The following is a 26,825-nucleotide window of genomic DNA, read 5'->3' on the forward strand; positions in this document are numbered from 1 at the left end:
ATAACACTCACAGGCCACAGAAATAGCCCTAATTACCTATTTAGGGCCTTCCTGAGATAAAAATAATTATTTTAAGCGACTGAATAATTGTAGTAAGTTTATTTGCAGGTGAGCAAATCAAGGCGATAGCTGCTATAAGTTAGAGGGTAGCGTTGGGAGTGCAATTTATGTATCAAAAGCTGCTTTATGCCGCGATTTGGATCTTTGTTTTAGGGTTTTATATCTGGATGCAGGAACAGCCGGGCGACTTACTCGATTCTCTAGAGGAGTTATTCTGGTTTAGTGTTGCGTCAACAATGATAGTGTACTCAGCGCCGCACCTAAAAAATCGCGTCCTTATTTGCGCTTGGGCCATATACTGTTTTGGTTTATTACTTGATTTGCTAGACGACTTTATTGCCGTTGATATACTCCCAGTCATTGTGCTTGATACCTCCTTTAAGCAATTAGGCTTTTTGCTCATTTGTTATGCGCTATACACCATGATAGCGCGAAAACGCGAAACCATAACCCAGCTCAATAACGAAATACATCAACGCAAACAGCTTGAAAACAAGCTGAAGTTTGATGCGACACATGATGAACTAACTAAAATAGGTAATCGCAGAGCCTGCTTTGCACAATTTAATACACTATGCCAGCAACACCCTACGCTGTTCTATTTTGATTTAGATGACTTTAAGTGCGCTAACGATAAATTCGGACACAATTGTGGTGATGGCATTTTAAAAAAGATAGCAGCCTCATTAAACGACGTATTTGGGCAAGATAACTGCTTCAGAATTGGCGGTGACGAATTCGTTGCATTTGGTTCATTAAAGCAAAATAATGATGAGCAGCTCAGAAAAAAACTCCTTGAAGAAGTTTTTGAATATGGTGTCGGGATCAGCATAGGCCATGCTGACACCGACCCTGATACTGCACCTGATAAGCTACTACACTTGGCAGATGCAGCAATGTATAACAATAAAAGTTTAAAATCCGTACGGTCTAGACCAAGACAAGGGTAAAACATCGCATTTACCCATTCCTACCTCGTTATTGTGTACCTGACTGATAAATTTTAATTTACAGAAAAATAGATCTGCACCAACACATATAAAATACTTAATAAAAAATTTGTGTCACAATAGCAAACAATGCAATGTATCATTGTTTTAAAATAAGAACGAGTAGTGTGGCGACTGTCTGCGACGCACTCACGCAAAGTAAGCGAATATATAAAGGGGACTAAATCAGTGTTTAACAACTTATTCTCTAACACCGATTTTAAGGAAGAGCTACACCGCACAAAATCAGAGCTTGCTGCGCAAGTTCGAGAAAACCAAAGGTTGGAAGCTGAAAATCAAAGGCTTCAAGAGCAACTCATTGAAGCTCAAGCCCAATTAAATGACAACACCGATAATCAACTGTTGCAATGTGCATTATCTGGTATGAACCAAATTCAAGGGATCAGAGAAACCGTATTGCAAAGCTTTTTGAATATTGAGCAAGACAGCTCAGCAATATCAGAGGTCAATCAATCTTTTGAAACATCAGAAGAGTCCTTAACTAAAATCCTTTCAGGTATGGGAAAGCTATCTGAAAACATGTCTAGTATGACCGATAATATATCTGGCTTGTCGCATATGGCAGACAATATTCACACCTTTGTATCCACAATATCTAAAATTTCAGATCAAACCAATTTACTGGCTCTAAATGCGGCAATCGAAGCTGCACGGGCCGGTGAAGCTGGTAGAGGTTTCAGTGTGGTAGCAGATGAAGTACGTGCATTAGCTAACAACACCAATGCATCAGCAAACGAAGTTTCTGACCTAGTAACTAAAATTATTGATACCACACAACTAACTGTAAAGGATGTATCTGTAATTCAAGATTCTAATAAAGTGCTTTCAAGTAGTATTGAGCACTTAAATGATGAATACGGCCAAATCGTTACAAGTTGCGGTTCGATGAGAAACACGATCTCTAATGCGACCCAGCAAACGTTTATTCAAACAGTAAAGCTGGATCATGTGGTATGGAAAAGTGAAGTTTATAATGTCATCACGGGGATCAGTCACAAGGCTGTTACAGACTTTGCCGACCATACATCATGCAGGTTGGGAAAATGGATAGCAGGTGACGGTGCAAAACTTTATTCAGATAACTCGGCTTATCGACGCTTAGAGCAACCGCACAGAGAAGTTCACAAGGCAGGCGTTGACGCGGTCACTAAGTTTAAAAATGGTGATAAACAAGGTGCTGTGCAGCAGCTAAATAGAATGGAGCAAGCCAGTATTGACGTGATGCACTTATTGGATGAACTCAAGAGTGCATAGTTATAGTGCTGTTAAAATCTATTAAGATTACACAAACAGCACTTCACCATGCAGTTTGGTTTGGTATAATTAAGCATTTTGAATAACCAGTAGTTTTTTATGAAGCTGAACCCACAGTGGCGAATTCTTACAGTAGGAGATGGTGACCTAAGCTTCTCCTATTCCATCCAAAAACATCTTAAGCCCAAATCATTGGTTGCGAGTATTTATGACAGTGAATCAGCTTTGCGTGAAAAATACCAAGAGCATGCTTTGGACAGTCTGCTCAGAACCGGTGTACAAGTACTAACCGAGTTTGATGCTACCAATACCGACTCTTGGCAACGACTAGAACAGCAGCAATTTGACGCTGTCATTTTTCAGTTTCCTTTAATCCCCGCGTTTGCTTCTCATGACGAGTTTAAACAAAATCAATTGAGTATTAATACGCTAAACCGGCGTTTACTACGCTACTTTTTAGCCAACGCTCAATCCAACGTACTGGATAAGCAAGGACCAATGATCAGTATTATTACATCGAAGGACGTCAAACCTTATTGCGAATGGAACCTAGAGCAAACATTACACCAGGGGCTCAACATAACTTATCTAGGACAGGCTGACTTCAATATAGACCTGTTCCCTGATTATAAAATAAGAAATGTAGACAGGGACAAACATGTAAAAGATACACGTGGGATCAGCTACTTTTGGTCATCTAAAACCGACACAGCTCAAACGCTCTCGCTTGCGATGCCTGACTATCTTTCAGACTCGCATTGCGGTATGTGCAGAGCGGGACCATTTTTAACAGAGCAAGACAAACAAGCCCACTATGCATCAAAAAAACATAAACAGATGTCAGCCCATGAAAAAGCTTGGCAAGCGTTTTTAGCAACAGAGCAGAGATAAAGCATAAATTGGTGTGATAACTTGTTGCGAAACCCCAGATTAAAATTACAAAAATCCAACCCTAAAAACACATTGAAAATACATTAAAAACACAAGATAAACATAAAAAGATAGAATAAACGCAATAAAGGAATAATGTATACAAAACCATTGAGTGCGATGGTCTAAAGCATTAGACTACCGCCCTCTTCAAGCCAATAGGTGTATCAATGCAAATTTTGGATAGGCGTTTTTTGTATGCGATTGCTTGTCTCCTGCTCGCCATGGTGACTATTCAGTCTGGCGCATCAATCGCAAAACAACTTTTTCCTTATGTGGGCCCTGAAGGTACAACGGCATACCGTCTCGGGTTTTCAGCGCTGATTTTGTGTCTGGTTTTTAGACCTTGGCGAAAGTTACCAGTGAACTGGAGACCGGTCATCCTTTATGGTTTGTCATTAGGTATAATGAATTTGACTTTCTATTATGCAATAGAACGAATACCACTGGGGATTGGGGTTGCACTTGAATTCACAGGCCCACTGGCGGTTGCGCTATTCTCCTCTAAAAGAAAGCGTGACTATCTTTGGGTGTTACTCGCGATAGCTGGTATTTTGATGCTATTACCTGATATGAGCGAAGTAGGTGGATTAGATCCAGTTGGCGTAATCTTAGCGCTAGTTGCAGGCGCATGTTGGGCAGGCTATATCATCTTTGGTAAAAAAAGTGGAGGCCAAGGTTCTGGCGGTATAACCGTTGCGTTGGGCATGAGCGTAGCAGCCTTTACGGTTGTCCCCTTTGGAGTCGCATCGCAGGGTATGGCCTTACTTGATTGGCAGTTAATCCCACTAGGGATTGCCATAGGCCTTTTGTCTAGCGCTCTGCCTTACAGCTTAGAAATGGTTGCACTGCGCAATATGCCCGCGCAAGGTTTTAGTATTATGATGAGTCTAGAGCCTGCAATTGCTGCTTTAGCCGGCTTAATGATACTTGGAGAGTTACTGACAATCTGGCAATGGTTCGCAATTGTTATGGTTATTGCAGCTTCACTAGGCAGCTCTATTACTCAAAAAGAGTGATTTTAAGCGCTTTACTCTGTTCAAAAAAGGCCCCACTGGGCCTTTTCTCATTATTGACTCCACGGAGAGGGATATTGAAACTCTTCTTGAGGTTTAGGGAGCTCAAATCTTAAAACTTCGGGTATTGAGTCTGTTTCTTCTACAGTAGGGAGTGGTTCGAAATGTAGTTTTAACCATTTCGACTGCTCATGAAGCATGTGTAATATTTCTTCCTGCTCTGTGTAAATATGACCACTTTTCGGGAGCATTACCAACTTTACAGATTTGCCTAAATCGTTCATCGCGCTAAACAATCTCTCGGATTGAACAGGAAAGCTCGCTTTGTTCTTGTCTTGATAACCATGTACTAACATGAGCGAAGTGCTAATTTTATCAGCTTTAAATATCACTGAATTATTTAGGTACCTAGATTGGTTTTGCCATAAGCTGTGCTCATCTTGACCAAACGCGAAAGGCGTTAGCGTGAAATTATAGGTACCACTTCGAGCTATGCCTGTCACAAACAAATTTGTCTCAGCGAGTAAATTAACAACAGCGGTTGCACCCAAACCATGCCCACCAATTGCTATTTTATCTTTATCTGCAATACCTTGCGCAATCAGCGTTGATACAATTACGTCAGCACTATCTCGTAACTGTTTCGCTAACTCTTCTCCTTGTAGCTGTGCACTGAGTAATGGTAAGTTGTGTACATTTAATACTGCATACCCTTCATGAACAAATGGCACCCCACTCAAAGCATCTTGCTGAGCAAATAAGTACGGGGATTTAATCTCAGATTTGTCTATCGGTGCCTGAGCATTTATCCAGATCAGTACCGGGATCCGCCCATTACTCGGATCAAAGCTGTTAGGCAAATAGAAATCCCCCTCAACTATACGTCCACTTCCAACATTAAAACTCATTAGCTCTTTGCTTATGTTTTGCATACTCGGGTAAGGGTGTGTACTTTTAGTCAGCTGCTCGACAGTGTCAAAAGTCAGGTTTCTAGAAAAGTAGTTTGCCGGATTATTTTTGGACTCTTTTCGTGTTACAAAACGCATACCATCGTCAGAAATAACATCGATTACTTGCTCATAATATGGCGCGTTAGACTGCCAAACAGGTGTAAATAAATTACCTTTTGCATCAAACCTTGATAAGTAAGGCGCATCTTGTCCATTATGGCTATTGACACCTTTTACAAATAAGTATCGACCACCTGCAACCTTTAACACATCAACACCTAGGTCATTTTTTGTGAAAATAAGTTCACGTTTTGAGTCGTTCTTTAAGTCATTAAATAGACGCAGTTCTACACGAGAGCGATTTGGTGTTAATGGTGAAAAAGCGTAATAGGCCTTTTTACCATTTGTCTCATTCATGACTAAAATAGCTAATTGGCTATCACCCCACAGAATGTGGGATACACGCCCATCTGTATCCGCATAGTGCCTTGGTGTGCGTTTAAATGGCGCAGAAATACTGTATAAGCTTTCGTTATCGTCACTGTCGCTCGATTCAGCCCAAACCAGCGTAGCTCCTTTATCTGCTCGCCATTTAAAGGCTCTTCTGACTGTCATTTCTACAAAAGGTTGAGAGAGCCTATCCGTATCTTGTAGTGTTTTTTGAGGTCGATATACCTCAAACAAAGGAACCCCACGCATTCCCCAGATCTGCCAAACACTATTGTTTTGCTCTTTGAAATCGTTCGCCTGCATTTGTGGTAGCGTGCTTATGTCCATCATAGCAACTAGCAAATTAGTGGCGTCCGGAGAGGCACTAAAACCGCTAAAGTAAGCCGGCTGACCAATCGCCAGTGCGCCGCCTTGTAGTGAGAGCTTATAGAGCTGGGTAAAAGCATACGTTTTAAACTCTTCTTGCTGCACAGGCCCAAATTGTACTTTGTCCGTGTTATTAAAGCTGGCAGTAGAACTGACGACCAAAGGAGACTGAGAAATGCTTACCACATCGGGTGCTTGCTTTGTAACTCGTCCATTCACTTTGATGTTTGCGATTAAGCCAGAACCATCGGCCAACCATTCAAAGGGCTTTCTTAAAGTGAATCCATTTAAAGGGAACTGAGATAAAATACGGCTCTTTTTTTGTTTGATATCAAATACCCATAAATGGGCAGCCTGTTCGGTTTCCAAAATGAAAGCTAGGAACCTGCCACTTGCGCTCCATGACGGGTGCAAAATTTTTCCATCCGGAATCCCCTTGGGGCTAATAACAGCACCAGTATCAATATGTTTGAATAAAACTTGAATGTATCTTGGAATATCTGAATGCATGGTACTTAGTGGGTTAAACTCAACACCCAACAAACGCTTCGTCGTTACGGTGGAGGTCTTGTTTAATGGCGCCTCATCTAAAAGTGCCATCCAACGACCCTTAGGGTCCACTAATGCTTCCGGCACACTATATTCGTTTACAAACTCTGCAATTGCTGGTGATGGTTTTTTGTACTCCGCTGCATTCGCTGCACTGCTGTGAAACAAGGAAAATGCAAACGTAAACAGCGTTGCAGTAAACAATAATGAGCCGGTGGTATTTATCACTTCTGAAAACCCTATTCTAATTCCCATATCGGACCATGATATAATGATTTTATGCTAAGTGCAGTATTTTAGAGACATTTGGCATTCAAAAATCTGATTTTTAGGCTATTGTTTTAGAGAAATGGGACACAATTGAATTGTAAGTTGCAGAGTCGAAGATTAAAAGTTTAAACTATGCAACCGTCATTAGCACAATGTATGCGATCAGGCACTTATGAACAACGACAAAAAGCCAGAAAAAATAACAATTTTTGATGTTGCCAAGGAAGCACAGGTCTCCAAATCTACCGTTTCGCTCGTTTTAACCCACTCAGACAAAGTAAGCGATAAAAGCAAAGAAAAAGTCTTAAAAGCAATTGAAAAGTTAGGTTATGTCTACAACCGTGACGCCGCAGCACTTAGAAGTAAAAAATCAAATCTTGTTGCAGTCGTCATCAACGACTTAACTAACCCCTACTCTGCACAGCTAGCGGTCGGTTTAGAGAAACACATCTATGCATTAGGTATGGTCCCCATGTTAGTCAATACTGGGGAAGACTTTCAGCGCCAGCAGCAAGTGGTGAATACCTTAAAAGAATACAATGTCTCAGCATTTGTTATGGTTCCGGCGCCTGGCACAACTAAAGAATGGGTAAATCAATTAGTACATTCAGGCTTTCCAGTTATAAATATAATGCGTGAGATTCAGTTTGCCGATGCACCATGTATTCTCCCAGACAACCAAAAGGGTACACACCTAGCCACGGAACATCTATTAGCTAAAGGGCTTGATAAACTGGCATTTTTGGGTGGGACAACGGAGATTTCTGATTACCACGAGCGTGTAGCTGGTTTTCGCTCGGCTATTGCAGCTCGCAATTCATCTTCGCAAAATCATGAGATTACTGCACCAACCAACCGCCAAGGCGGTCGAGATGCTTTTCATCAACTTTATCAAGTGGCACCAGATACACAAGCTATCGTCTGCTTTAGCGATGTAATAGCATATGGTGCTATAGAAGCGATGCGTGAGCATAACCTTATGCCAGGCAAAGACATCAAAGTGATTGGCTTTGATGATTTAGCCGACTCTAGGCTCATGCGACCTGCGCTTTCTTCAGTCCGTATTGACGCTGATGATATAGGTAAACGTACCTGCCAAGCGCTCAGCGAGATACTTAATAAATCACAACCGCCGGTCAGGACACTGGTAGATATTACACTACAAATAAGAGAATCATCTTCATAAATGACCAAAGTTTTAGTTATTGGATATGTATGGCCGGAACCGAATTCATCGGCAGCGGGTATACATATGATGTCCTTACTTAAGTTTTATAAATCTCAAGGTTGGCAAGTTGAGTTTGCCAGCCCAGCTCAAACTACCGAGCATATGATAGATTTGAGTGAGTACGGCATATCGAGCCAGCAAATAGCGTTAAATTGCAGCTCTTTCGATGAATATGTTCAACGTTACGCACCGGATATAGTCATGTTTGACCGTTTCATGATGGAAGAGCAATTTGGCTGGCGCGTAGACAAGCACGCTCCCAATGCAATGAAAATACTCGATACCGAAGACTTACAGTGCTTGCGCGGTACCCGCCACGAGGCCGTGAAAGCAGGTGAAGCATTCCAAGAGTCTAGACTATTGAGCTCAGAGCTTGCAAAGCGAGAAATTGCAGCTATTTTACGTTGCGATCTCTCCCTGATTATATCGGACTTCGAATTAGAGTTGCTAATACGAACGTTCAATATCAGTGAAACGTTGCTGGTGCATTTACCGTTTCTTGTAGAGTTGTCCGCTCTACCATCTGACCTACCAAGCTTTGGTGATCGCCAACATTTTATGACCATTGGCAATTTTCGCCATGCGCCAAACTGGGATTCGGTTCTTTATCTACAAAGGCTATGGCCCGCAATTAAAAAGCGCGTGCCTGATGCAGAACTGCATATCTACGGCTCATACCCGCCAAAAAAAGCAACTGCACTCAATAATCCAAAAACTGGGTTTTTAGTTAAAGGATGGGCAGATGATGCTATTGAGGTCATGAAACAAAGTAGAGTGTGCCTGTCACCCATTCGATTTGGTGCAGGAATTAAGGGCAAGCTTCTTGAAGCGATGATCACACAGACTCCATGCGTTACAACGCCAGTTGGAGCAGAAGGTATGCATGGCTCCCTACCATGGCATGGTTTTGTAGCACAAAGCGATGAGGAATTTGTTGATGCTGCTGTGGCATTATATACCAAAAAAACAGAGTTTGAGATTGCTCAGAAAAATGGTCTTGCCATACTGCAAGCACGGTATGACCACCAGCGTTTAATAGAACAGCTACAAACCAAAATAGCTGATATTAGAGACTCCCTTGCACTACATCGAACAAATAATTTTTACGGCCAAATGCTGAAACACCACACATTGCGCAGCACTCAATACATGTCTCAATGGATTGAGGAAAAAAACGCAAACAAAATGCGTTGAAAATACAGCAAAACTGGTTAGAATGCGCGGCGTAACTTATTATTGATTTTATGGAAATTAGCATCGTACAGCTGCGGGGCGTTTTTTATAAAACAATGAGCGCTGCTCAAGCGTTAAAAAGATTGAATAGGCAGGCATCTTGCCTCTTAGCTTAATCGTACAGATTTACAACATAATTGAGCAGTAACATTACATCATTAAAGTCACGATATTTAGTGTATTTTGGGGTTTAAGCATAAAACGCTTAAATTATGGGGCTAAGCCCTTAACTACTCAACTAATTAGGTATTGCTCAGTTGAACTCAGCAACGTTTACGCAAAAGCGCAAGTTTATTGTTAAGCTTGGCAAAATGCTTCACCAATATGGTACACCTGCTTTTCGCTTAGAAGCACATTTAATGGAAGTTGCCACACACCTTGGGTTAAAGTCATCCTTTGTTATGTCACCAACGTCGGTCACATTTGTGATTTGGACTGATGGACACGAGGAAGAATACACACATGTAGCAAGGGTTGAGCCTGGTGATCATGATTTAGGCTCGTTGGCTAATACTGACGATGTCGTCAATAAGATGTTGGCTGGCGAGTTAACTGTCACCGAAGCTGATGAAAATCTAGATCAAATTCAAACTGCTGAATCTCCCTACTCAAGGTGGCAAATGGCGCTCGCGTTTGCAGTTTCAGGTGGTGCCTTTGCAATGCTAATGGGCACCAGTTGGGGTGATGTTGTTTGGTCATGTATCATTTCAATCTTGGTGTACCTCTTTATATTGTGGTCAGAACACTCTAAACGCGTCACCCACATGCTAGAACCCATAGTTGCCATTGCATCAGCTATTGCCGCGTGTGCCGTATCTGCATATATCGACCCGCAATTAAACATTCGTTTAGTTGTACTATCTGCAATTATCGTATTTATCCCAGGCCTTGCGCTTGCTCTGGGGTTTGCAGAGCTTTCAGCAAGACACTTGGTGTCTGGAACAGCACGCGTAATGGACGCATTTATGCTGTTGTTCAAGTTATATTTTGGCGCTTTTTTAGGCATCAGTATTGGTTTCTATGTATTCGGCCAAGCAGACTTTGTTCAGCCTGATCCGATACCAAAATGGACTGCATGGTTAGCGGTCTTCCTGCTCTGTATTAGCTTGGTAGTTATATTTAAAACTAAGTTAAAGCATGCTCCGTGGTGTATTACGTCTGGGTTTATTGCTTACGCTGTTTCTGTAAGTGCTGCGATATATTTTGACTATGCACTAGGGACATTTGCCGGAGCGTTTGCAGTGGGTATTTTTAGTAATATCTTCAACCGTGTTGAGAATGCGCCTGCTTCAATCGTTACTATGAAAGGGCTGATTGTGTTGGTCCCAGGTTCTAAAACCTACATCGGGCTAAACTCATTAATTGAAGGGCAAAGCTTTGTAATGGCAGATCATATCGGACAACAAACATTTTTAATATTTATGTCACTCGTTGCAGGTTTGATATTTGCGAACGTTGCACTGCCACCTAAAAAGAGTTTGTAGGAACACCAACATATTCGTTCCCACTGGTTTACCGAGTAGCTTGAGGTCTATTGCACTCCCCACTCCTCCCTAAACTATTATTTCAGAGTTGACATTGTAGAAGGTGCCTTTGCGCCTTCTTTCAGCTTTCCCTAAGTACCAGCATAAGCACCATTGTATTATTGCTACAAACCTACTAATCCCGTTTGAGCCTAACTGAGTTTATCAGCTCTGCTCCCTTTCCTATTTTGGAGGGATTTCAAAAAAATATAACAATTTAAACATCATTAGTTATGAATGTGAATGTTATTAGAATAAAAAGATAATAAGTAAACTTACTTTATAAGTGCAAATTATAAACAATTTATTTTTTATATTGTTTATATACAAATATTTAAAAAATATTTTTTCCTTTAATTTACTTTTCATATTAATTCATACCCATTCAAGATTTAACAATCTGGCCTGTTGTTAAATATTTACTGCACTAAAGGCGATTACGCTTAATTTACATCCAAGGGGAATGGTAAGATGTTTAAAAACAAAAATAGACTCGCGGTGGCTGTTAGCTCCGCATTGATGGGGGCAGCTTTATACACACCAGGTGTGCTCTACGCAGCTGAAAACAATGCATCACAGAAAGAAGTTGAAGTCATACAGGTTCGCGGGATTAGAGGCAGTGTCGTCAAATCTCTTAATACGAAGCGATATGCCGATGCAATTGTCGATGCCGTAACGGCAGAAGACATTGGCAAATTTCCCGATCAGAACGTTGCAGAATCTTTACAGCGCATAACGGGTGTGTCGCTTACGCGAAATTTTGGTGAAGGCGAAAGAGTAAGCATTCGAGGTACCAGCGAAAGTCAAAATAGAACGCTTTTAAATGGCCAAGCAGTCGGATCTGCGGATTGGTGGACAAACTCAGCAGCAAGCCGTGGGTTTAACTATACCATGTTGCCGTCAGAAATTGTCTCAGGTTTAGAAGTTTACAAGTCACCTGAAGCTGACATAGATGAAGGCTCAATTGGTGGAACGATCATCGTAAAAACCAGAAAACCTCTTGAGTTAGAAGCAAATAAAATTGCAGGTTCACTTCTAGCACAATACAGTGAAGTGTCTGGAGAAACGGATCCTCAAGCTTCCATCATGTACAACTTCAAAAATGAAGATGAAACATTTGGCGCACTTTTTTCAGTCATTAGGCAGGAGCGTAACTTACGCCGTGACGGTATTGAAGCTTGGAGTTGGGCTGATAGAACAATTACGCTTGAGGACGGCACTGTTCATGAAGACGTGTATAGCCCAGGTGGTGGTGGTTCTGCGATGTTCTCACAAGAGCGTGTCAGAACAGGTATCACTTTAGCACTACAATATCGACCAAGTGAAACCACTGATGTCACCTTTAATTTACTAGACTCAACACTCGACGCCGACAACGAAAACCAAAACTTTCTTTGGCTACCTGAACGCGGCAATTCTAAATACACAGACATAACTATCATTGACCACAACAAAGTCGGTAAAATGGCTGTTGGTGGCACATTAGGCCTCTCACCTGATGGCACCAACATACTAGACGAAACTAAAGTCAGAAACTCACAACTTAAAACTAAAGCTTACGACCTAAAACTTGAGCATGAAGGCGAGATTTGGCAATCGACTTATCAATTGGGCTATACCGAGGGTACAGGTGGCTCACAAGCTGACCGTTCAGTTGGTTGGGTTGGCAACTATGTTCATTCATATGACGCATCACAAGCTGAAGACATCAAAACATCCTATGGCGCAGATCCAAAAGACGGTACCAAATGGAATTTAGGTTTCCTGCGTTATGATAGTAATGACGCGAAAGACGACGAAACATATTTTCAGGCAGACTTTAAGCGCCCTATCGATATTGCGGTATTTAGTGAAGTAAAAATGGGTGTTAAGTATAGAGATCACAGCAGGTTTAATACCAAGCACACAACGGCTAATCGCACCGACTTAGGTTGGAGCCTTGCTGATTACTCGCTCGCAATGCCAAACGACTACCTTTCAGGGCTTGGCTCTTCAGGCACATTGCGTTCGTACGCGATAACGGACTCAGATAAAGTTCGTCGTGACGGAGATGCCCTAACGTGGAACTATGACGTATTAAAAGCCAGTACTTTTGACATCAATGAGAAGATTTTGGCAGGTTATGTTAAAACGACGATAGATGCAGATGGCATGCGTGGTAACTTAGGTGTAAGGCTTGTGCACACCAAGCAAGAGTCATCCGCTTTTGCCGGTGAAACTGGCGCAGAAGTTTGGACAACTCAAGATAAAGACTATTTTGATATTTTACCCAGCATAAACCTAGCCATAGATCTGAGTGACGATCTACTAATGCGATTCAGTGCCGCAAGGGTAATGTCTAGACCTGATTATGCAAGTATGACCGCTTCTACATCTTACAATGTAGAGACGCAGACTGGTACAGGTGGTAACCCAGACATAGACCCTTTCAGAGCAACACAGTTTGATACAGGTATTGAATGGTACTTCAACGAAGCTGGTTTGTTCTCAGCAGTGTTTTTCTATAAAGACATCCAATCATTCTTAGATAGCACTCCTGCTTTTGAAATACACGACAATACCCGTATTCGTATCAGTCGCCCAAGTAATGGCCGTGCCGGTCGTATCCAAGGTCTAGAGTTTGGTTATCAGCAAGAGTTGCTTGAAGGATTTGGAGTTTCAGCAAACTATACCTATGTTGATGGCGAAGCGAAGGATAAAGACGGTAATGACGTTACTATCCCCGGAAACTCCGAGCACACAATAAACCTAAGCGCTTATTATGAGAAAGACAATTTTAGCGGTCGAATTTCTTACAACCACCGCTCAGGTTACGACTCTGGAAATGACTGGCCGGGTTACATTGATGCGTATGGACAAGTAGATGCCAACCTAACTTATAACATCAATGAAAACCTAGCTGTTGTGCTTGAAGCTATTAACTTAACTGATGAGCATACTTTTAGTTACCAAGAAGAAGGCGCCGAGCAAGCGCTTACCGGTGTTTATGCTGATGGACGCAGGTTTGTAGCTGGTATTCGATTCAACTTTTAAGTAGATCCTGGTTGTAAATAGCTAACACAGGATCCACTTGGCTATGGATGGCCTCTCCCTGCCCAGGAGACACAAGCTGAAGACTGCGTTGCAGCCCTTCAGCTTTTCTTTTTATCTATTGCCCATATGGTAATTGTTTGTAAAAGCTGTAGAATCGGTCGTTTAGGTACTGATTTTAACGCTGTTCAATTGGTAATTTAACGCCTACTTTTTAAGTGTGGTTCTCGAAACAAGGTGACGTATTAGTTAGCATGCTGCATTCTAGGACTTTTCGAATACTCTTGTTACTTTTGGCGATTGTGCCAAAGGTAAGTTTTGCAGATCTGTTCACCGCAACCCAATTTTACCAACAGCAAAATTATGCTAAAGCTTATGGCGAGTTTTATAAACTAGCAGAAGTTGGCAACGGAGATGCGATATATAATCTAGCGGTTATGTCACTACATGGACAAGGTACCGAGAAAAACCTATCTCTCGCTTATGCTTATTTTACAATCGCAGCCGAGTATGGCATTGCTGAATCCTTAAAAACAGCGCAAATCATCGCAACTCAATACCCAGATAAACAAGCGCTGCAACAAGTCCTAGAACAAAAAAGGGCGCAGTTCGGTTACCCTCATTTAAGCCAGAAATATGAACCGAATTTTAGTGATATAGAAATTAAAGATAAGTCCATCGATAAAGTATATGAAAAGTTACCGACCTATCCTGAACAAGCTGCAAGGCAGGGCCTTGAAGGTTGGGTATGGCTTGAATTTGACGTTGGGATCACAGGCGCTGTGAAGAATATTAAGGTAATAGATAGCTACCCAAAAAACATTTTTACAAGTGCACTTGTCAATGCAGTGAGCATTTGGCGATATCAGCCCAATAGTGAAAAAAAGAATCACTCTTTGGTTTATCACTTTACAACTTTCAAAGGTAAGGAGTATCAAAGAACACTTGGCTTCCAACAAAAAGACTATCATAACGAAATCAAAAGACATATAGATGCAGCAGAGCAAGGCAATGCGCAAGTTCAATACTACGTCGCCAACTGGTTAAGCTCTGATGAATATAACGCAAGCCAGCTTCTAAAATACCATTGGCGTGATGACACTGCGCACCTCACCATGCTTTTGGCCGCAGCCAAAAATAACTACCCTATTGCCCAATATAAGCTTGCGATAGAGTTAATATCTAATAACCCTTCAGCAGAGCAATTTAAAGTGGCTGTAAATTGGCTATATCAAAGTGCGCAGTCTTTTGCACCCGCTCAATATAAACTTGCGACCCTATACGCAGATGCAAATAATGAGCTATTTGCCCCACACAGAGCAACTCATTGGTATGAACTTGCTGGTGCACATGACAAGCGAGCTGCAAAGGCGCTTGCGATGCACCTTTTCAAGTACTCTCCCAAGTCACTTGATATAGGAAAATGGTTGGAAACGGCATTAGAAAATGATAATAGTGATCCAGAGTTACTGTTACTTAAAGCTAAATTAACTAAGCCGAAAGACCCCCGAAAAGCAATAAGAATTGCCAAAGCAGCTTTGAGTAAAGCACAAGAGCGAAACTGGGATACAACACTTATTCAAACATTCTTAGGTAAAAGCGAGCCTTAAGTTGCACTGCATTTGTGTGCCCTTCGATGGTACTTCAACACACTTTTACATGACATTTGACCCACGAAATATGCATCGATAAGCCTGGCTATTAACACCTCGTCAATTGACAAAACAACTGATTATATCTTAACTTACAATATTGCATAAAATTCAACCAAGGATGTTAGTGATGCGAGCGCCATGTTTAGGCATTCTGTCAATTTTTCTAATGGCGTGCACTTCAAGCCAAACTGTTCGAACTCCCTCTGGCGAAGAAGTTAGCGTAACCTGTCAACCCGTATACGGTAAATGGTGTGGAAAGAGCTACCCAGCATATGAAACAACTGGCTATAAACCTCGCCCTGTCGACCAATGGGATGCAGCCTGTAGAGCCCATGATCTGTGCTATGAGCGCTATGGAGAGGAAGGCGAAGAAAGTTGTGATAGACAATTTACTTACAAACTCGAAAGGCTCTACCACTCTGGTATACCAATTCCTCATCAAATGGTAAATGCCTACAACGTCTTCAAAGAAGACTTATCGTTTCGAACAATCAATATTCCATTTTCAGACATTTGGAACGCAAATACGCTTGCCTGTGATGGCTCCGAGGGTAAAGCTGCTCTTTTTTGCGACGTCGGTGTTCGTGGATTGAATTGCCAGATTACCGATGGTTCGCAAGCACAGGGAGCAAGGTGTGCATGCACTTATCCTGCATCCTATGGTCCGTTTGGTTACTTTCAAGGCGGTACACTTTATGGTATTCAACGAACCGCCAATTCATTCTAGGTGAAGTACGCTATGAACATAGACAATTTAGTATCACTGTATATACTCACCCAAGGTGAAATCGATAAGTTATGGGAGTATTTTTTAGTTAGTCAATTAGCTTTAATTGGCTGGCTAGTAACCGTTTCCGAGTGCCAAGTGCAGAGAGCAAGAAGAGTTTTGACAGTTTCCTTTTTAATACTCACTGTCGCACTGGGTTATTTTTTCTATGACGGCTATTCGGATTTAGCGTTAATCCAAACTGATATCAAAGCCGTGATTGCACAAATGGATGCCAAAACTATCACCACATCAGATAATGGCTTTGTCAACCAATTGCTACACACAGATATAAAGGCTCGATTTAATCGAGTAATCATTGTTTTCTTTGCCTCATTTTCTTGTGCTCTATACCTGTTGAATCACCCAAGATTTGGAGGACAAGCGATTCCAAGTAAGAAAGTTAGCTGACTTCCTTATTTTATAGCCTTTGAGAGTGATTTGATGGCCATAATTAGGGGAATTAAAGCTATTTTAATTAAAGCAATGCTTGTTATATCGCCAGTTAAGGTGCAGAGCCTTGAAAACATGACGATTCTAAAGTAGCGAACATATCTAACAAGGAAACGCCGTAATTCAAAATTGTGAGTTCAATTTTAGCTTCAAGCAATTCAAACTATGATATATAAAATGCGGTTTTTTCACTGGTGTCATTTGCGGCTAAAGCCACATTTTTACTTGGTGCCGTTAAGCCGAGGGATTAAGGGTATTTAAAATTCAACGAAATGGGACAAAGGGCATAAAACACGCTGTTTTATTTACCGTACAGGCGTATTTATTATCGTTTTCACGCAATCGGCTCCATCGCTTATGCGAAATTCACAAAAAGTAGTATTAATAAAATCGGTATCAGCTAGAAAAGTATTTCTATCCAGATTTGGATACATGCGGCTTAATAGCATTTGGTCTTGTTTCATATGGTCATGATATGTCACACCTGAAACCGTCTTGCTCTTGTGCGCAAGGCGAGAAAAATGAACACGACCTATGTAATTCACATAGCTACCTTTAATAGTAAATATATTGTCCATTTCTGTTAAGGATGTAGAGTCATATGGTGTGCTCACTTTCCAACCCGTAAGGGTATAGGACCCTGATGGAAGAGCAATAACAAACAACCCCCCCCTTACCGCCTTCTAGGTTGACTAACTCAGATTTTATAAAGCCAACTTCACCAGTTTGGTTATTTTTATAATGTAACTGGTACTCGGCAAACTGATCATCATAAGTAATTGTGCCCCAAACGACACCTCGCCTTCCATCTTCTGCAACACTATAATCAAAACCAATATGAGAGGTAGCACAGCCAACTAAGAAAATTGCGGCTCCAAACACTATAAATTTGAGCAACTGCATCATACTCAATACTCCTTTGGCAACAGTGTATGCTAGTTCTTACTTTGCATTTTGACCGCAATTATTGCAACACTTTTATTACACCTAGTTGTCTCGCTGTCACCTACGGATCAGCAAACTTGTGCAATACGATATCCATCTCTAAGTTTTCAACTCGATTCAAAATTATTTGATTGCCGTCCTCCGTGGTACTCAGTCCCAAATCGACATTCATGCTGTATAGGTGCAAGCCAATATCCGCGACAAATTCATTTTTTTGAACAACGCTATTAAAATTATATAACGATAATTGGTGCCCTTGCTTGATCACATAGTAAATACCATTTTTATGCACCGCAGGACGGTATAAATCAATAGAACTTGATAATTGCTCTAGGCTGACTTGCCCTTCAAGCACCTCGAATAAATATTGTTTAAGGGCCAGCAGAAACCCATCAAAGCTTATATTTTTCTTAGACAAAGGGAGCGGCTTGTTACCATTTTCAGCTAATAAGTAGTTACCAGTGCTTCCCACATCATATTGCCAATACTGCTGCTCACCTGACTCAGTTGTTTGATAATAAATGGACTTTCCATCATCAGCCCAGTAAATATTTCTCAAGCTGCTATTTTCTTTCACCACAGCAACGGGGTTTTTAGCAAACACATTGATTATAAAAAGCGTATTGGCCTCACTTAATATCGCTAAGTACTCTCCGTCTGATGAAAATAATAAAAGCCTCGGTTTGTCAGACTTGGACATTTTAGTGAGTAAACTCGGGCTCGCTTTCAAGCGGTGTTTTATCCATACTTCAACATGATCTATTTGCGGGTCGACTCTCGGAGCCGTTGATACATAAGCCAGCTGCATACCTTCAGAAGAAATGCTCGCCAGAGTATCTACCCTAGAATTTGATGATATCGCTTGAAATTCTGCTTTATTGCGATTGAATAAGTAAAGGTTAACTTCAGCGGTGCCCTCAGTATGTGCTAAATGACCGGACCCTCGACCAACTGCAAGCTCAGTAATTTTTCCATATGGCTTATAAATAGACGCTGTTTTTTGTTCTCCAACGTGAAGCCGCAAGTCGCCGGTAAGACTAACCACTTCGCTCTCTGTCAATCCAAAATAAGGTTTACTGATTTTGCCCAAGCCCACAAGTTCCACAGCTTCGCCATCAAAGCTAACACGTGATTTAAACACCTCATCATTAGTATTTGAATAGAGTAAATTATCACCAAGAACATCATAATGTTGAACACCTTGCAGTATTTGAGACTCTCGCAATTCAAGTTGCCCACGGTCGTCAATAAAAGTGTCGTACTTCACCAGTGCCTTTTTACCTGACATAGCCCTGTTTACTAGCAAACTGTCTTTTGAATACCAAATGATTTTTTCTGGTTCATGCGCCCCATCGCACTCTAACAGGTGGACCTCTTTGTTCAGCCGCCAAAGCTCTATGGCATTGTTGACCGACAGAGCACGGACTTCACAACCGAAAGGACCAAAACGATAATATACAAGCCAATTACCGTCTGCTGACCAAGCTGGAAATTGCTCACTGTACCCTGAAGACTTTACCGTGTGTGAAGTTTGAGTTTGCAAATCGTAGACTGCCAGATCAAATTGACTGCTGCCCGAAACTATTTGGCTGTAAGCTAAATATCGCCCATTTGGCGAGAAGCTTAACTGTACTTCAGCACCCGGAGCTGAAGTAATTCTCGAAATGTAATCGATTTTTTGGGTGCTTCCATCACCCTTCCAGTCAAATAAAATGACTAATGCTAGGGAAAAGCCCAAAGCAATCCCGCCCATCATCCAATGAAAAGGAATATTCTTGTTAGGTGTCTTTGACTTTTCGATTAACGTCGGTGTATGCGAGAAAGTAGCTATACATTGATAGCCAACTTTGGGGACTGTTTTTATGAAAAGTGGCTTTTTGGAAGTGTCCCCCAATACTTTGCGTAACTGGACAATGAGCTGACTGACAGAGTTATCACTTACGATTAAATTAGGCCAAAGCTGCTCAATAATTTCATCTCGTGTAACAGGCTCTGGGGCTTTGTATATGAGTAGCCTGAGTAATGCCAACTGTTTATGTTCTATGGGCGTCCACTTTCCCGCCGTTTTGACACGCATTTTCTTAGTATCAATTAATACATCATTTAATAAAAAACGCTCAAACTGCATTGATTGATCCAACAAAAAATTGCTTCCTATTATTCAGAAAGTCACAAAACAGACATCTATTCCCTTACCATCATACTATGTTATGCTAATTGAAAAAATAATTTACCTATATATAACCTTGTTCCGTTTGTTCTTGCGTTTAAAAACATAAGTTCAAAAAGTGTCACAATAAGTTAAATGCTTTATTGCAGGAGTCGGAAATAATGATTTTTAGCAGTCGTAATAACCAATTTCTGATTACCAGCGCTCTAATTGGTACTCTTATTTTTGCGCAAAACACCTATTCTGCACCTCAGAAAAACCATGAAGACCCTAAAACAGATAACACCCCTGACTCGCCAAAAGATCCATTATTCCATATTCAAATCAGGGGCTTTCATGACAGCGTTGTCAAATCTCTCAATAATAAACGCTATAGTCAACAAATAAGCGATAGTATCAGCGCACAAGAGATAGGGAAGTTTCCAGACAAAAATGTTGCGGAGGCACTTCAGCGCATAACTGGCATATCGTTGTCACGAGTTCAAGGTGAAGGTGAGAGAATTGGTGTGCGAGGTACCACGCCTGAACAAAACCGTACCTACTTAAATGGTCAATACTTGGCATCGGCTGATTGGTGGATCTCTTCTTTGCCAAGCAGGGGCTTTAACTTTACTTTGCTGCCTGCTGATATTGTTTCTAGTTTAGAAATCTATAAAACGCCGCAAGCCAATCAAGACGAAGGCTCTTTGGGTGGCGCGATAAACATTAAGACCATAGATCCACTCTATGCTGAATCAGGCACTGGCTCAATTACAACTCAGGTTCAGTTTAATGATTTATCCAAACAATATAACCCTCAATTTTCTGCTGTATATAGTTGGAAAAACCAGCCTGAAGACTTCGCGTTTTTAATAACACTTAACCATTTGCAGCGTTCGCTGAGACGCGATGGATTAGAATCGTGGGGCTGGCATGAAAGAAACTTTGAGCAAGCTTCGAATGGGCAGCTTGCAGCTTCAACCAACCCAAATGCGACGTTCGAGAACATTTGGACGCCCGGAGGGGGTGGTTCAGCCGTCTTTTTACAAGACCGAGCGCTAACCAGCCTGACATCCAGTATCACTTATCAGCTTGATCATAATTGGGCCCTTCGTGCTCACTTGCTCCACTCAGAGCTTAGCGCAGACAACAGTAACCAAAACTTTCTTTGGCAGCCAGGAAAAGCACTTGATGCACAAAGCCCGATAACCGATTACGAGATCCGTGACAATACCCTAGTTTATGGCGAGTTAGGCCATGCGACATCCAAGCCTTTTAACACCAGCATGGAAGCAATCTGGCGAAAAGCCCAGATCCAAACTCAAAGTTTTCATCTAGACCTAAAATACACGGGCCCATGGTGGGATGCGCAATATCAAGTCGGCTATACATTAGGGCAAGGTGGCACAAGTGAGGATAATACCGCACAGTTTTCGGCCAACACAGTATATTCATTTGATACTAGGACACCTAAAAACATCCAAACACACTATGCGACCTCACCTTTACAGGCCGATAAGTGGTTTATCAGTGAAGCCAGAAGCGACAGCCAAGACGGTAATGACACAGCTTATTTTATACAAAAAGACTTTTCTCGAACTTTAACAACGCCCGGATTAGAAAAGTTAAGCTTTGGTGGAAAATATAAGCGTCATAAGCGCGACTTTATCAGAATGCGCTCTAATCAAGGGAGCTTAGATGGTCTGGCCACACAACTTGGGACCAGCCTAGCTGATTACCAAGCTCCTTTTGTAGATAATTTCCTTCAAGGAATAGGCAATGAACAGACTTTAAAACGCTACAGCTTTGCAAATATTTCCGCCTTAGAAAAAGACTTTTCTGCGTTGCAGTTTATTCAAGACGAGGAGAAAAACAGTCGTTTTTACATTGAAGAAGAGACTCTAGCGGGGTATTCCATGCTTACCTTGAGCGGTTCAAGCTATAGTGCAAACCTTGGCCTTCGATTAGTAAAAACATGGCAACAAGCAAAAGCCTATGAGCGCATTGCAACGCTACCAGACACCACTGCCGACTACAATTGGCAAACTAATACAAAGAGTTATACTGATTTGTTACCGAGCGTTAATCTACAAGTTGACTTAACTGAGTCCCTCATTAGCCGGTTTGCTGTCGCGAGAGTAATGTCTAGAGCTCAGTTCCATCATTTGATGCCATCTACAAATTATAATGTCACCCAAGCTCAAGGACAGGGAGGAAACCCTGATTTAGATCCATACCGTGCGACTCAGTATGACGTCAGTTTAGAGTGGTACTTTGCTGATGCAGCCCTCGCATCGGTAGCGATCTTTAATAAAGATGTAGAGTCTTTTATTGAATTTAAACGTCAATTAGAACTTCATGAAGGAGTTCAAATGTCCATAGACAGGCCCATAAATGGCAATGGCGGCACGATTCAGGGCATTGAACTTAGCTATCAACAAGCAATAGCTTATGGTTTCGGCATCATCACCAACTATACCTACGTTGATGGCAGTAGAACTTCTCAACTCAGCGGTCTCAAAGATTGGATCCCTGGGACATCTAAACACAGCGCCAATCTCACAGCTTATTATGAAAACAATCAGCTCAGTATTCGACTGGCTTATAATTATCGAACCGAGTTTGCCACTGGTGTAGGCGAAACAAAAATGGATGATTATGGGCAGCTAGATGGCAATATCACCTACTCTCTAACTGACAACCTCGACTTGGTATTCGAGTTTTTAAACTTGGGTGATGAAACGATTTATACTTACGATCGAAATGAATACGCTCCTACAGCCGTATACCGAAATGGCCGACGCTTTTACTTGGGCGCCCAATACCGCTTTAGTACACATTAGTATAATGTGTACTAAGCAATTGAGTTAAGGTTATCTACGCTGTCTACATTAACGGCGGGTTGAAAGCGCCCTTTACTCGGTATTAACTCGTTAGATGATTACATTGAGTTAGTTTTCCGCATACGACTCGTAGGCTTACAAGTCACAGACCTTTTTACATCTAAGTGAATAATTAATCATCATTTCTCTTTGCATTTGAGCACTTCACTCCTCTAAATTAATAGAATATTCAAATTGGACCAAGTGTTAACCCTATTTCAAGCTCAAATTTTGTACTACTTTATGCAAGCAGCTAAACCGCTAGTCGCACCACTCATACACTTTGTCGCAAACACTGGTTTTCTGAGCGTCCCTACGTAGAATGTGCTAAATTTTATGAGCTGGGCAACCCTGCTCCGTTCAGTTTCTTATTCAAGGTTAGTACAATGAAGTTGATCAAAACCACACTTGCCCTTGCTATAGGTTTAGCAAGTGCTAGCAGTATCGCGAGCAAAGCAGATACTATTACCGTAGAAGACATTCCAAAAATTCAAAAAGTTGTCAGTGCTGTTGTAAGCCCTGATGGCGAGTCAGTTGCGTTTACACGTTCAGTTCCGCGAGAGCTGTACGTAGATAAAAATGGTAAAAACTTCACTGAACTTCATCTCGTTGATGACGAAGGTGTCGAACGTCCATACATTACGGGTAAAGTCAATATTCGCAATATTTCTTGGTCTGCAGATGGTAGCTACATCTATTTCTTGACCAAAAAGAAAACTGATATGTTCACGTCACTTTACCGTATTGCAGTAAACGGTGGTGAAGCTCAAAAAGTATTCTCACTAGCTGGTAGATCCGTTTCTACTTATCGTTTAAGCCCTAATGGTAAGCAAGTTGCTGTTCTTGCTATGCCTGCAAAAGATGCTTCTGAAAAAGAACTCAAGAAATTAGGTTTTATGGCGGAAGTATACGAGCTAGGCCTTAAAAACAAGCAACTTCATATTATCGACTTACACGCCAGTGAGAAACCACTGAAACCGACTGCGGTAAACGTTGACGGCTATGTAAGTGACGTAAATTGGTCAGATGATGCCAGCACATTGTTGGTTAAGACTCAGCCAACTGCGCTAATTGACGACCAATACATGAAATCTCAATGGCACATTATGGATGCGAAAACGCATTCAATTACCACGTCCTTCATGACGGAAGGTAAATTAGGCGAAGCAGAATTTTCTCAAGACGGCAAATACATTGCGATTTTAGGCGCTGAAGACAAACATGACCCGGCAAAGGGTCGTTTGTACATTGCAAATGCCAAAACAGGTAAAGTCGAAGAGTGGATCCCAAACTTTATGGGCCATATCGGTGACTTTGAATGGTCAAACCGTAAAAATGTCTTAAACTTTGTCGGCCATGTTGGCGCAGAGAGCTTTGTGGGTCAAATCAAGGTTGGATCTCAGAAATACAAAAAGCTTATCAAAGAAGGTAAACTCATTGCTGGAAAGCTGTCGGTATCAAGCTCTGACAAAACAATTGCTTTAACCGCCAATACAGCTAAACACCCAAATGAAGTATACATGGTGAGGTCAAAACGCCCTACTCGCTTGTCAAATTCGAACGAGTGGCTTGATAATAAACGCTTTGCAAAGCAAGAAGCGCTAACCTTTAAGGCCCGTGACGGTATTGAAATTGGTGGCGTTTTAATCTACCCGCTTGATTACGAAAAAGGTCAGCGTTACCCATTGATCATGTCAGTACACGGTGGACCTGAATCACACGACAAAAATGGGTGGCTGACCAGCTATTCCGATCCAGGCCAAATGGGCGCAGCCAGAGGGTACGCAATTTTCTATCCTAACTACCGCGGATCGACAGGAAAAGGGGTTGACTACTCTAAACTTGGCCAGGGTGATTATGCTGGAAAAGAATTTGACGACTTAGTAGATATGAAAGAGTACCTTGTTAATATCGGGTTAGTCGACACGAAAAAGGTCGGTATTACGGGCGGTTCATACGGCGGTTACGCATCTGCATGGGGCGCGACCAAATTAACTGAGCACTTTGCAGCAAGTGTGATGTTTGTGGGTGTTACCAACCAACTATCCAAGTTTGGTACTACTGATATCTCAAACGAAATGTTCTTAGTTCATGCGCGTTCATACCCTTGGCAGAAGTGGCAATGGTACTTAGAGCGCAGTCCTATTTATTGGGCTGGCCAATCTAAAACTCCACTATTGATAATGCACGGTAAAGATGATCCTCGTGTTCACCCTGCACAATCAATGGAACTTTATCGTTATATGAAAGTTCAAGGAAAAGATGTTCGCTTAGTTTACTACCCAGGAGAAGGCCATGGTAACCGTAAAGTAGCTGCGCAGTATGACTATAGCATTCGATTAATGCGTTGGATGGACAACTACTTAATCCATGGTAATAAAGAAATGCCAGGTTACGTTATCGACCATGCGGCTAAACTTAAAGAAGTAAAGGCTGCGCGCAAGTAAACCACTTTCCATGTCAAAAGAGTGAAGCGACTAAGTCACTGACTATGTCGTTTTGCTCTTTTATTTATTACTAAAGGTGGTAGCTGCCCAAAAACAAGACTATCTAATCGCCTTCGACCTTTGCAAAATTCATTGACCCCTTCCATGCGCTTCAACGTTAGTGACCGTATTAAGCAACCGCAAAAGCATAAAACAAAGACAGTCTCACTTTTGAGCTGTACCCATATTAAACTAACAAAGGCAAAAAAGTAAACAATTAATTCACAATTAAATTACAGGATCAAAGAAGACTTCTATCGGCTCCGAGCGGCCTTTCAAATTGACTTCTGCAACCTTTTCTAACGAATTTAATTGTGATTGTTCAACACTTACTTTGCTTACAAGCAAAGGGGTTTTGAGATCTTTGGTTTTACTTTCGATACGCGCTGCTACATTTACGGTATCCCCAATAACGGTGTAATCCATGCAACTCGAACTACCTACATTACCCGCTATCGCCTCACCACTATGCACGCCTATCCCAATCTCAAGCGCTGGCAAGCCCTCATTTACGAGCTCTCTATTAAGTTGATCAAGAGCTGTCAGCATTTCTTTTGAGGCTTCTATGGCATTTCTGGCACTGTTTCCTTCATCTTGAGGTGTACCAAAAATTGCCATAATGGCATCGCCGATGAACTTATCAATCATTCCGTCATATTTAAAAATAATAATACTCATTGCGGAAAAATAACGATTCAACAAAGCCGTTATGACTTCGGGCTCATGCTTTTCACACAAAGATGTAAAACTTCTAATATCAGCCATTAATACTGTTACATTGCGCCGCTCTCCACCTGGTTCAATATCGACTTTCCCTGTTTCGACAGCACTGACTAACTTTTTTGGTAGGTAGCGTAGAAGCCGTTCCCTGTGTCTAAGTCGAGTATATGTATTTGTGATGTAACTTGAGATTGACCACGCTAACAAACCAGAGAACAAAATAATGATTTGTTCATGTAACTCTATCGCACGCGCTGTATCACTGTGCTCTAAAATCAATGTACCTGTCGCCAAGCAACATAGTGTTGAATAGTAGATTATCAATTTTCCTTGCCTAAATGCGCTCATAACATTAAACAGAATTAACGCACTCATCAGCATAAGTTCAAACTCCGTGTTATGCATATCATGCAAGAAGTGACCAATCTCTGAAAGAAACTCCATTTCCAAAGTGATGATTAAGATAATTAGGTAATCAAACAAAATCGAAATGTACTTTAACCAAGGCTTGTATTCTTTGCTCCTCGCCCACATTGAAACCACAACGCACCAAACGGCTGTCAGCGCCATAGTGCCAAGATCAACAGCTATTAAAGTCCAATCAACTCCACTGTTGAGCAAACCAATAAACAATTCAATTAGAAATAACGACATCAGGCCGTAAAAACGGATCCGATTAATGTGTAACTCCATCTCCATTTCACGTTGCTGATAACAGTCAGTCAGCAACGCATCAAACGTTTCGTCAATATCCTTCAACCATTTCATGTTAATTGTTCACCGCATATATTTTTAGCTGTTAATTGGTACGCTACTTGTTCATTGGATAGCGTTATACCAATCTCGACAAATATAGTGTAGCTAAGCATTTTTAAATTAACATAACAGCACTCGACGTTT

The 26,825-nt window shown here is 41.5% G+C and carries 17 protein-coding genes; 13 read left to right on the forward strand and 4 right to left on the reverse strand.

Going from position 1 to position 26,825, the window contains the following annotated elements:
• Window positions 1–167 precede the first annotated feature (167 nt).
• The 4 genes from N482_RS17975 (at window position 168) to N482_RS17990 (ending at window position 4,273) form a co-directional block, all read left to right on the forward strand.
• Window positions 168–1,010 carry a GGDEF domain-containing protein gene (locus tag N482_RS17975; protein ID WP_081228059.1) on the forward strand — a complete coding sequence of 281 codons (843 nt, stop codon included), beginning with the start codon at window positions 168–170 and terminating at the stop codon, window positions 1,008–1,010.
• A gap of 228 nt (window positions 1,011–1,238) precedes the next feature.
• Window positions 1,239–2,324 (forward strand): methyl-accepting chemotaxis protein, encoded by a 1,086-nt coding sequence (locus tag N482_RS17980; protein ID WP_063378356.1) that lies wholly within the window; start codon window positions 1,239–1,241, stop codon window positions 2,322–2,324.
• 99 nt (window positions 2,325–2,423) lie between these two features.
• Window positions 2,424–3,215, forward strand: coding sequence for a class I SAM-dependent methyltransferase (locus N482_RS17985; protein WP_063378357.1), 792 nt, complete (start codon window positions 2,424–2,426; stop codon window positions 3,213–3,215).
• A 209-nt stretch (window positions 3,216–3,424) separates the two neighbouring features.
• Complete coding sequence (locus tag N482_RS17990) at window positions 3,425–4,273, forward strand: EamA family transporter (protein ID WP_063378358.1); 849 nt, start codon at window positions 3,425–3,427, stop codon at window positions 4,271–4,273.
• Between the two features lie 50 nt (window positions 4,274–4,323).
• Here N482_RS17990 and N482_RS17995 read toward each other — a convergent pair whose 3' ends face one another.
• Window positions 4,324–6,840, reverse strand: a complete 2,517-nt coding sequence (locus tag N482_RS17995; protein WP_063378359.1) for a prolyl oligopeptidase family serine peptidase — start codon at window positions 6,838–6,840, stop codon at window positions 4,324–4,326.
• A 187-nt stretch (window positions 6,841–7,027) separates the two neighbouring features.
• On the opposite strand from N482_RS17995, the gene N482_RS18000 reads away from it, so the two are divergent.
• From N482_RS18000 to N482_RS18030, 7 genes are all read left to right on the forward strand, one after another.
• The gene (locus tag N482_RS18000) at window positions 7,028–8,041 is read left to right on the forward strand and encodes a LacI family DNA-binding transcriptional regulator (protein WP_063378360.1); all 1,014 of its coding nucleotides are present in this window, start codon (window positions 7,028–7,030) and stop codon (window positions 8,039–8,041) included.
• Window positions 8,042–9,277, forward strand: a complete 1,236-nt coding sequence (locus tag N482_RS18005; RefSeq protein ID WP_063378361.1) for a glycosyltransferase — start codon at window positions 8,042–8,044, stop codon at window positions 9,275–9,277.
• A gap of 296 nt (window positions 9,278–9,573) precedes the next feature.
• Window positions 9,574–10,800: a threonine/serine ThrE exporter family protein gene (locus tag N482_RS18010; protein WP_081228061.1), complete on the forward strand. Its 1,227-nt coding sequence runs from the start codon at window positions 9,574–9,576 to the stop codon at window positions 10,798–10,800.
• Between the two features lie 510 nt (window positions 10,801–11,310).
• Entirely contained in the window at window positions 11,311–13,872 is a 2,562-nt protein-coding gene (locus N482_RS18015) for a TonB-dependent receptor (protein ID WP_063378362.1), read from the forward strand.
• 251 nt (window positions 13,873–14,123) lie between these two features.
• Entirely contained in the window at window positions 14,124–15,479 is a 1,356-nt protein-coding gene (locus N482_RS18020; RefSeq protein ID WP_063378363.1) for an energy transducer TonB, read from the forward strand.
• A 172-nt stretch (window positions 15,480–15,651) separates the two neighbouring features.
• A complete protein-coding gene (locus tag N482_RS18025) occupies window positions 15,652–16,251 on the forward strand; it encodes a hypothetical protein (RefSeq protein WP_063378364.1) in 600 nt (199 codons plus the stop codon).
• A 12-nt stretch (window positions 16,252–16,263) separates the two neighbouring features.
• On the forward strand, window positions 16,264–16,701 hold the full coding sequence (locus N482_RS18030) for a hypothetical protein (RefSeq protein ID WP_063378365.1): 438 nt from the start codon (window positions 16,264–16,266) through the stop codon (window positions 16,699–16,701).
• A 639-nt stretch (window positions 16,702–17,340) separates the two neighbouring features.
• Here the strand turns inward: N482_RS18030 and N482_RS18040 are convergent.
• Together N482_RS18040 and N482_RS18045 are read right to left on the reverse strand one after the other, a co-directional pair.
• Complete coding sequence (locus N482_RS18040; RefSeq protein ID WP_063378367.1) at window positions 17,341–17,649, reverse strand: hypothetical protein; 309 nt, start codon at window positions 17,647–17,649, stop codon at window positions 17,341–17,343.
• 100 nt (window positions 17,650–17,749) lie between these two features.
• Window positions 17,750–19,831, reverse strand: a complete 2,082-nt coding sequence (locus N482_RS18045) for a winged helix-turn-helix domain-containing protein (RefSeq protein WP_155730636.1) — start codon at window positions 19,829–19,831, stop codon at window positions 17,750–17,752.
• Between the two features lie 188 nt (window positions 19,832–20,019).
• On the opposite strand from N482_RS18045, the gene N482_RS18050 reads away from it, so the two are divergent.
• Together N482_RS18050 and N482_RS18055 are read left to right on the forward strand one after the other, a co-directional pair.
• A complete protein-coding gene (locus N482_RS18050) occupies window positions 20,020–22,680 on the forward strand; it encodes a TonB-dependent receptor (RefSeq protein ID WP_063378369.1) in 2,661 nt (886 codons plus the stop codon).
• A 425-nt stretch (window positions 22,681–23,105) separates the two neighbouring features.
• Window positions 23,106–25,166: a S9 family peptidase gene (locus N482_RS18055; protein WP_081228062.1), complete on the forward strand. Its 2,061-nt coding sequence runs from the start codon at window positions 23,106–23,108 to the stop codon at window positions 25,164–25,166.
• Window positions 25,167–25,433: 267 nt separating this feature from the next.
• Here N482_RS18055 and N482_RS18060 read toward each other — a convergent pair whose 3' ends face one another.
• Window positions 25,434–26,693, reverse strand: a complete 1,260-nt coding sequence (locus tag N482_RS18060; protein ID WP_063378370.1) for an adenylate/guanylate cyclase domain-containing protein — start codon at window positions 26,691–26,693, stop codon at window positions 25,434–25,436.
• Window positions 26,694–26,825 lie beyond the last annotated feature (132 nt).

The sequence above is a fragment of the Pseudoalteromonas luteoviolacea NCIMB 1942 genome, from assembly GCF_001625595.1.
GTDB lineage: Bacteria > Pseudomonadota > Gammaproteobacteria > Enterobacterales > Alteromonadaceae > Pseudoalteromonas > Pseudoalteromonas luteoviolacea_A.

Bases quoted from the DNA above. Each gene is read 5' to 3' on its own strand.
- N482_RS18055 (WP_081228062.1), top strand. From the start codon at position 23,106: ATGAAGTTGATCAAAACCACACTTGCCCTTGCTATAGGTTTAGCAAGT.
- N482_RS18040 (WP_063378367.1), bottom strand. From the start codon at position 17,649: ATGATGCAGTTGCTCAAATTTATAGTGTTTGGAGCCGCAATTTTCTTA.
- N482_RS18000 (WP_063378360.1), top strand. From the start codon at position 7,028: ATGAACAACGACAAAAAGCCAGAAAAAATAACAATTTTTGATGTTGCC.
- N482_RS18025 (WP_063378364.1), top strand. From the start codon at position 15,652: ATGCGAGCGCCATGTTTAGGCATTCTGTCAATTTTTCTAATGGCGTGC.
- N482_RS18050 (WP_063378369.1), top strand. From the start codon at position 20,020: ATGATTTTTAGCAGTCGTAATAACCAATTTCTGATTACCAGCGCTCTA.
- N482_RS17995 (WP_063378359.1), bottom strand. From the start codon at position 6,840: ATGGGAATTAGAATAGGGTTTTCAGAAGTGATAAATACCACCGGCTCA.
- N482_RS18030 (WP_063378365.1), top strand. From the start codon at position 16,264: ATGAACATAGACAATTTAGTATCACTGTATATACTCACCCAAGGTGAA.
- N482_RS18020 (WP_063378363.1), top strand. From the start codon at position 14,124: ATGCTGCATTCTAGGACTTTTCGAATACTCTTGTTACTTTTGGCGATT.
- N482_RS17985 (WP_063378357.1), top strand. From the start codon at position 2,424: ATGAAGCTGAACCCACAGTGGCGAATTCTTACAGTAGGAGATGGTGAC.
- N482_RS18005 (WP_063378361.1), top strand. From the start codon at position 8,042: ATGACCAAAGTTTTAGTTATTGGATATGTATGGCCGGAACCGAATTCA.
- N482_RS18015 (WP_063378362.1), top strand. From the start codon at position 11,311: ATGTTTAAAAACAAAAATAGACTCGCGGTGGCTGTTAGCTCCGCATTG.
- N482_RS18060 (WP_063378370.1), bottom strand. From the start codon at position 26,693: ATGAAATGGTTGAAGGATATTGACGAAACGTTTGATGCGTTGCTGACT.
- N482_RS17975 (WP_081228059.1), top strand. From the start codon at position 168: ATGTATCAAAAGCTGCTTTATGCCGCGATTTGGATCTTTGTTTTAGGG.
- N482_RS17990 (WP_063378358.1), top strand. From the start codon at position 3,425: ATGCAAATTTTGGATAGGCGTTTTTTGTATGCGATTGCTTGTCTCCTG.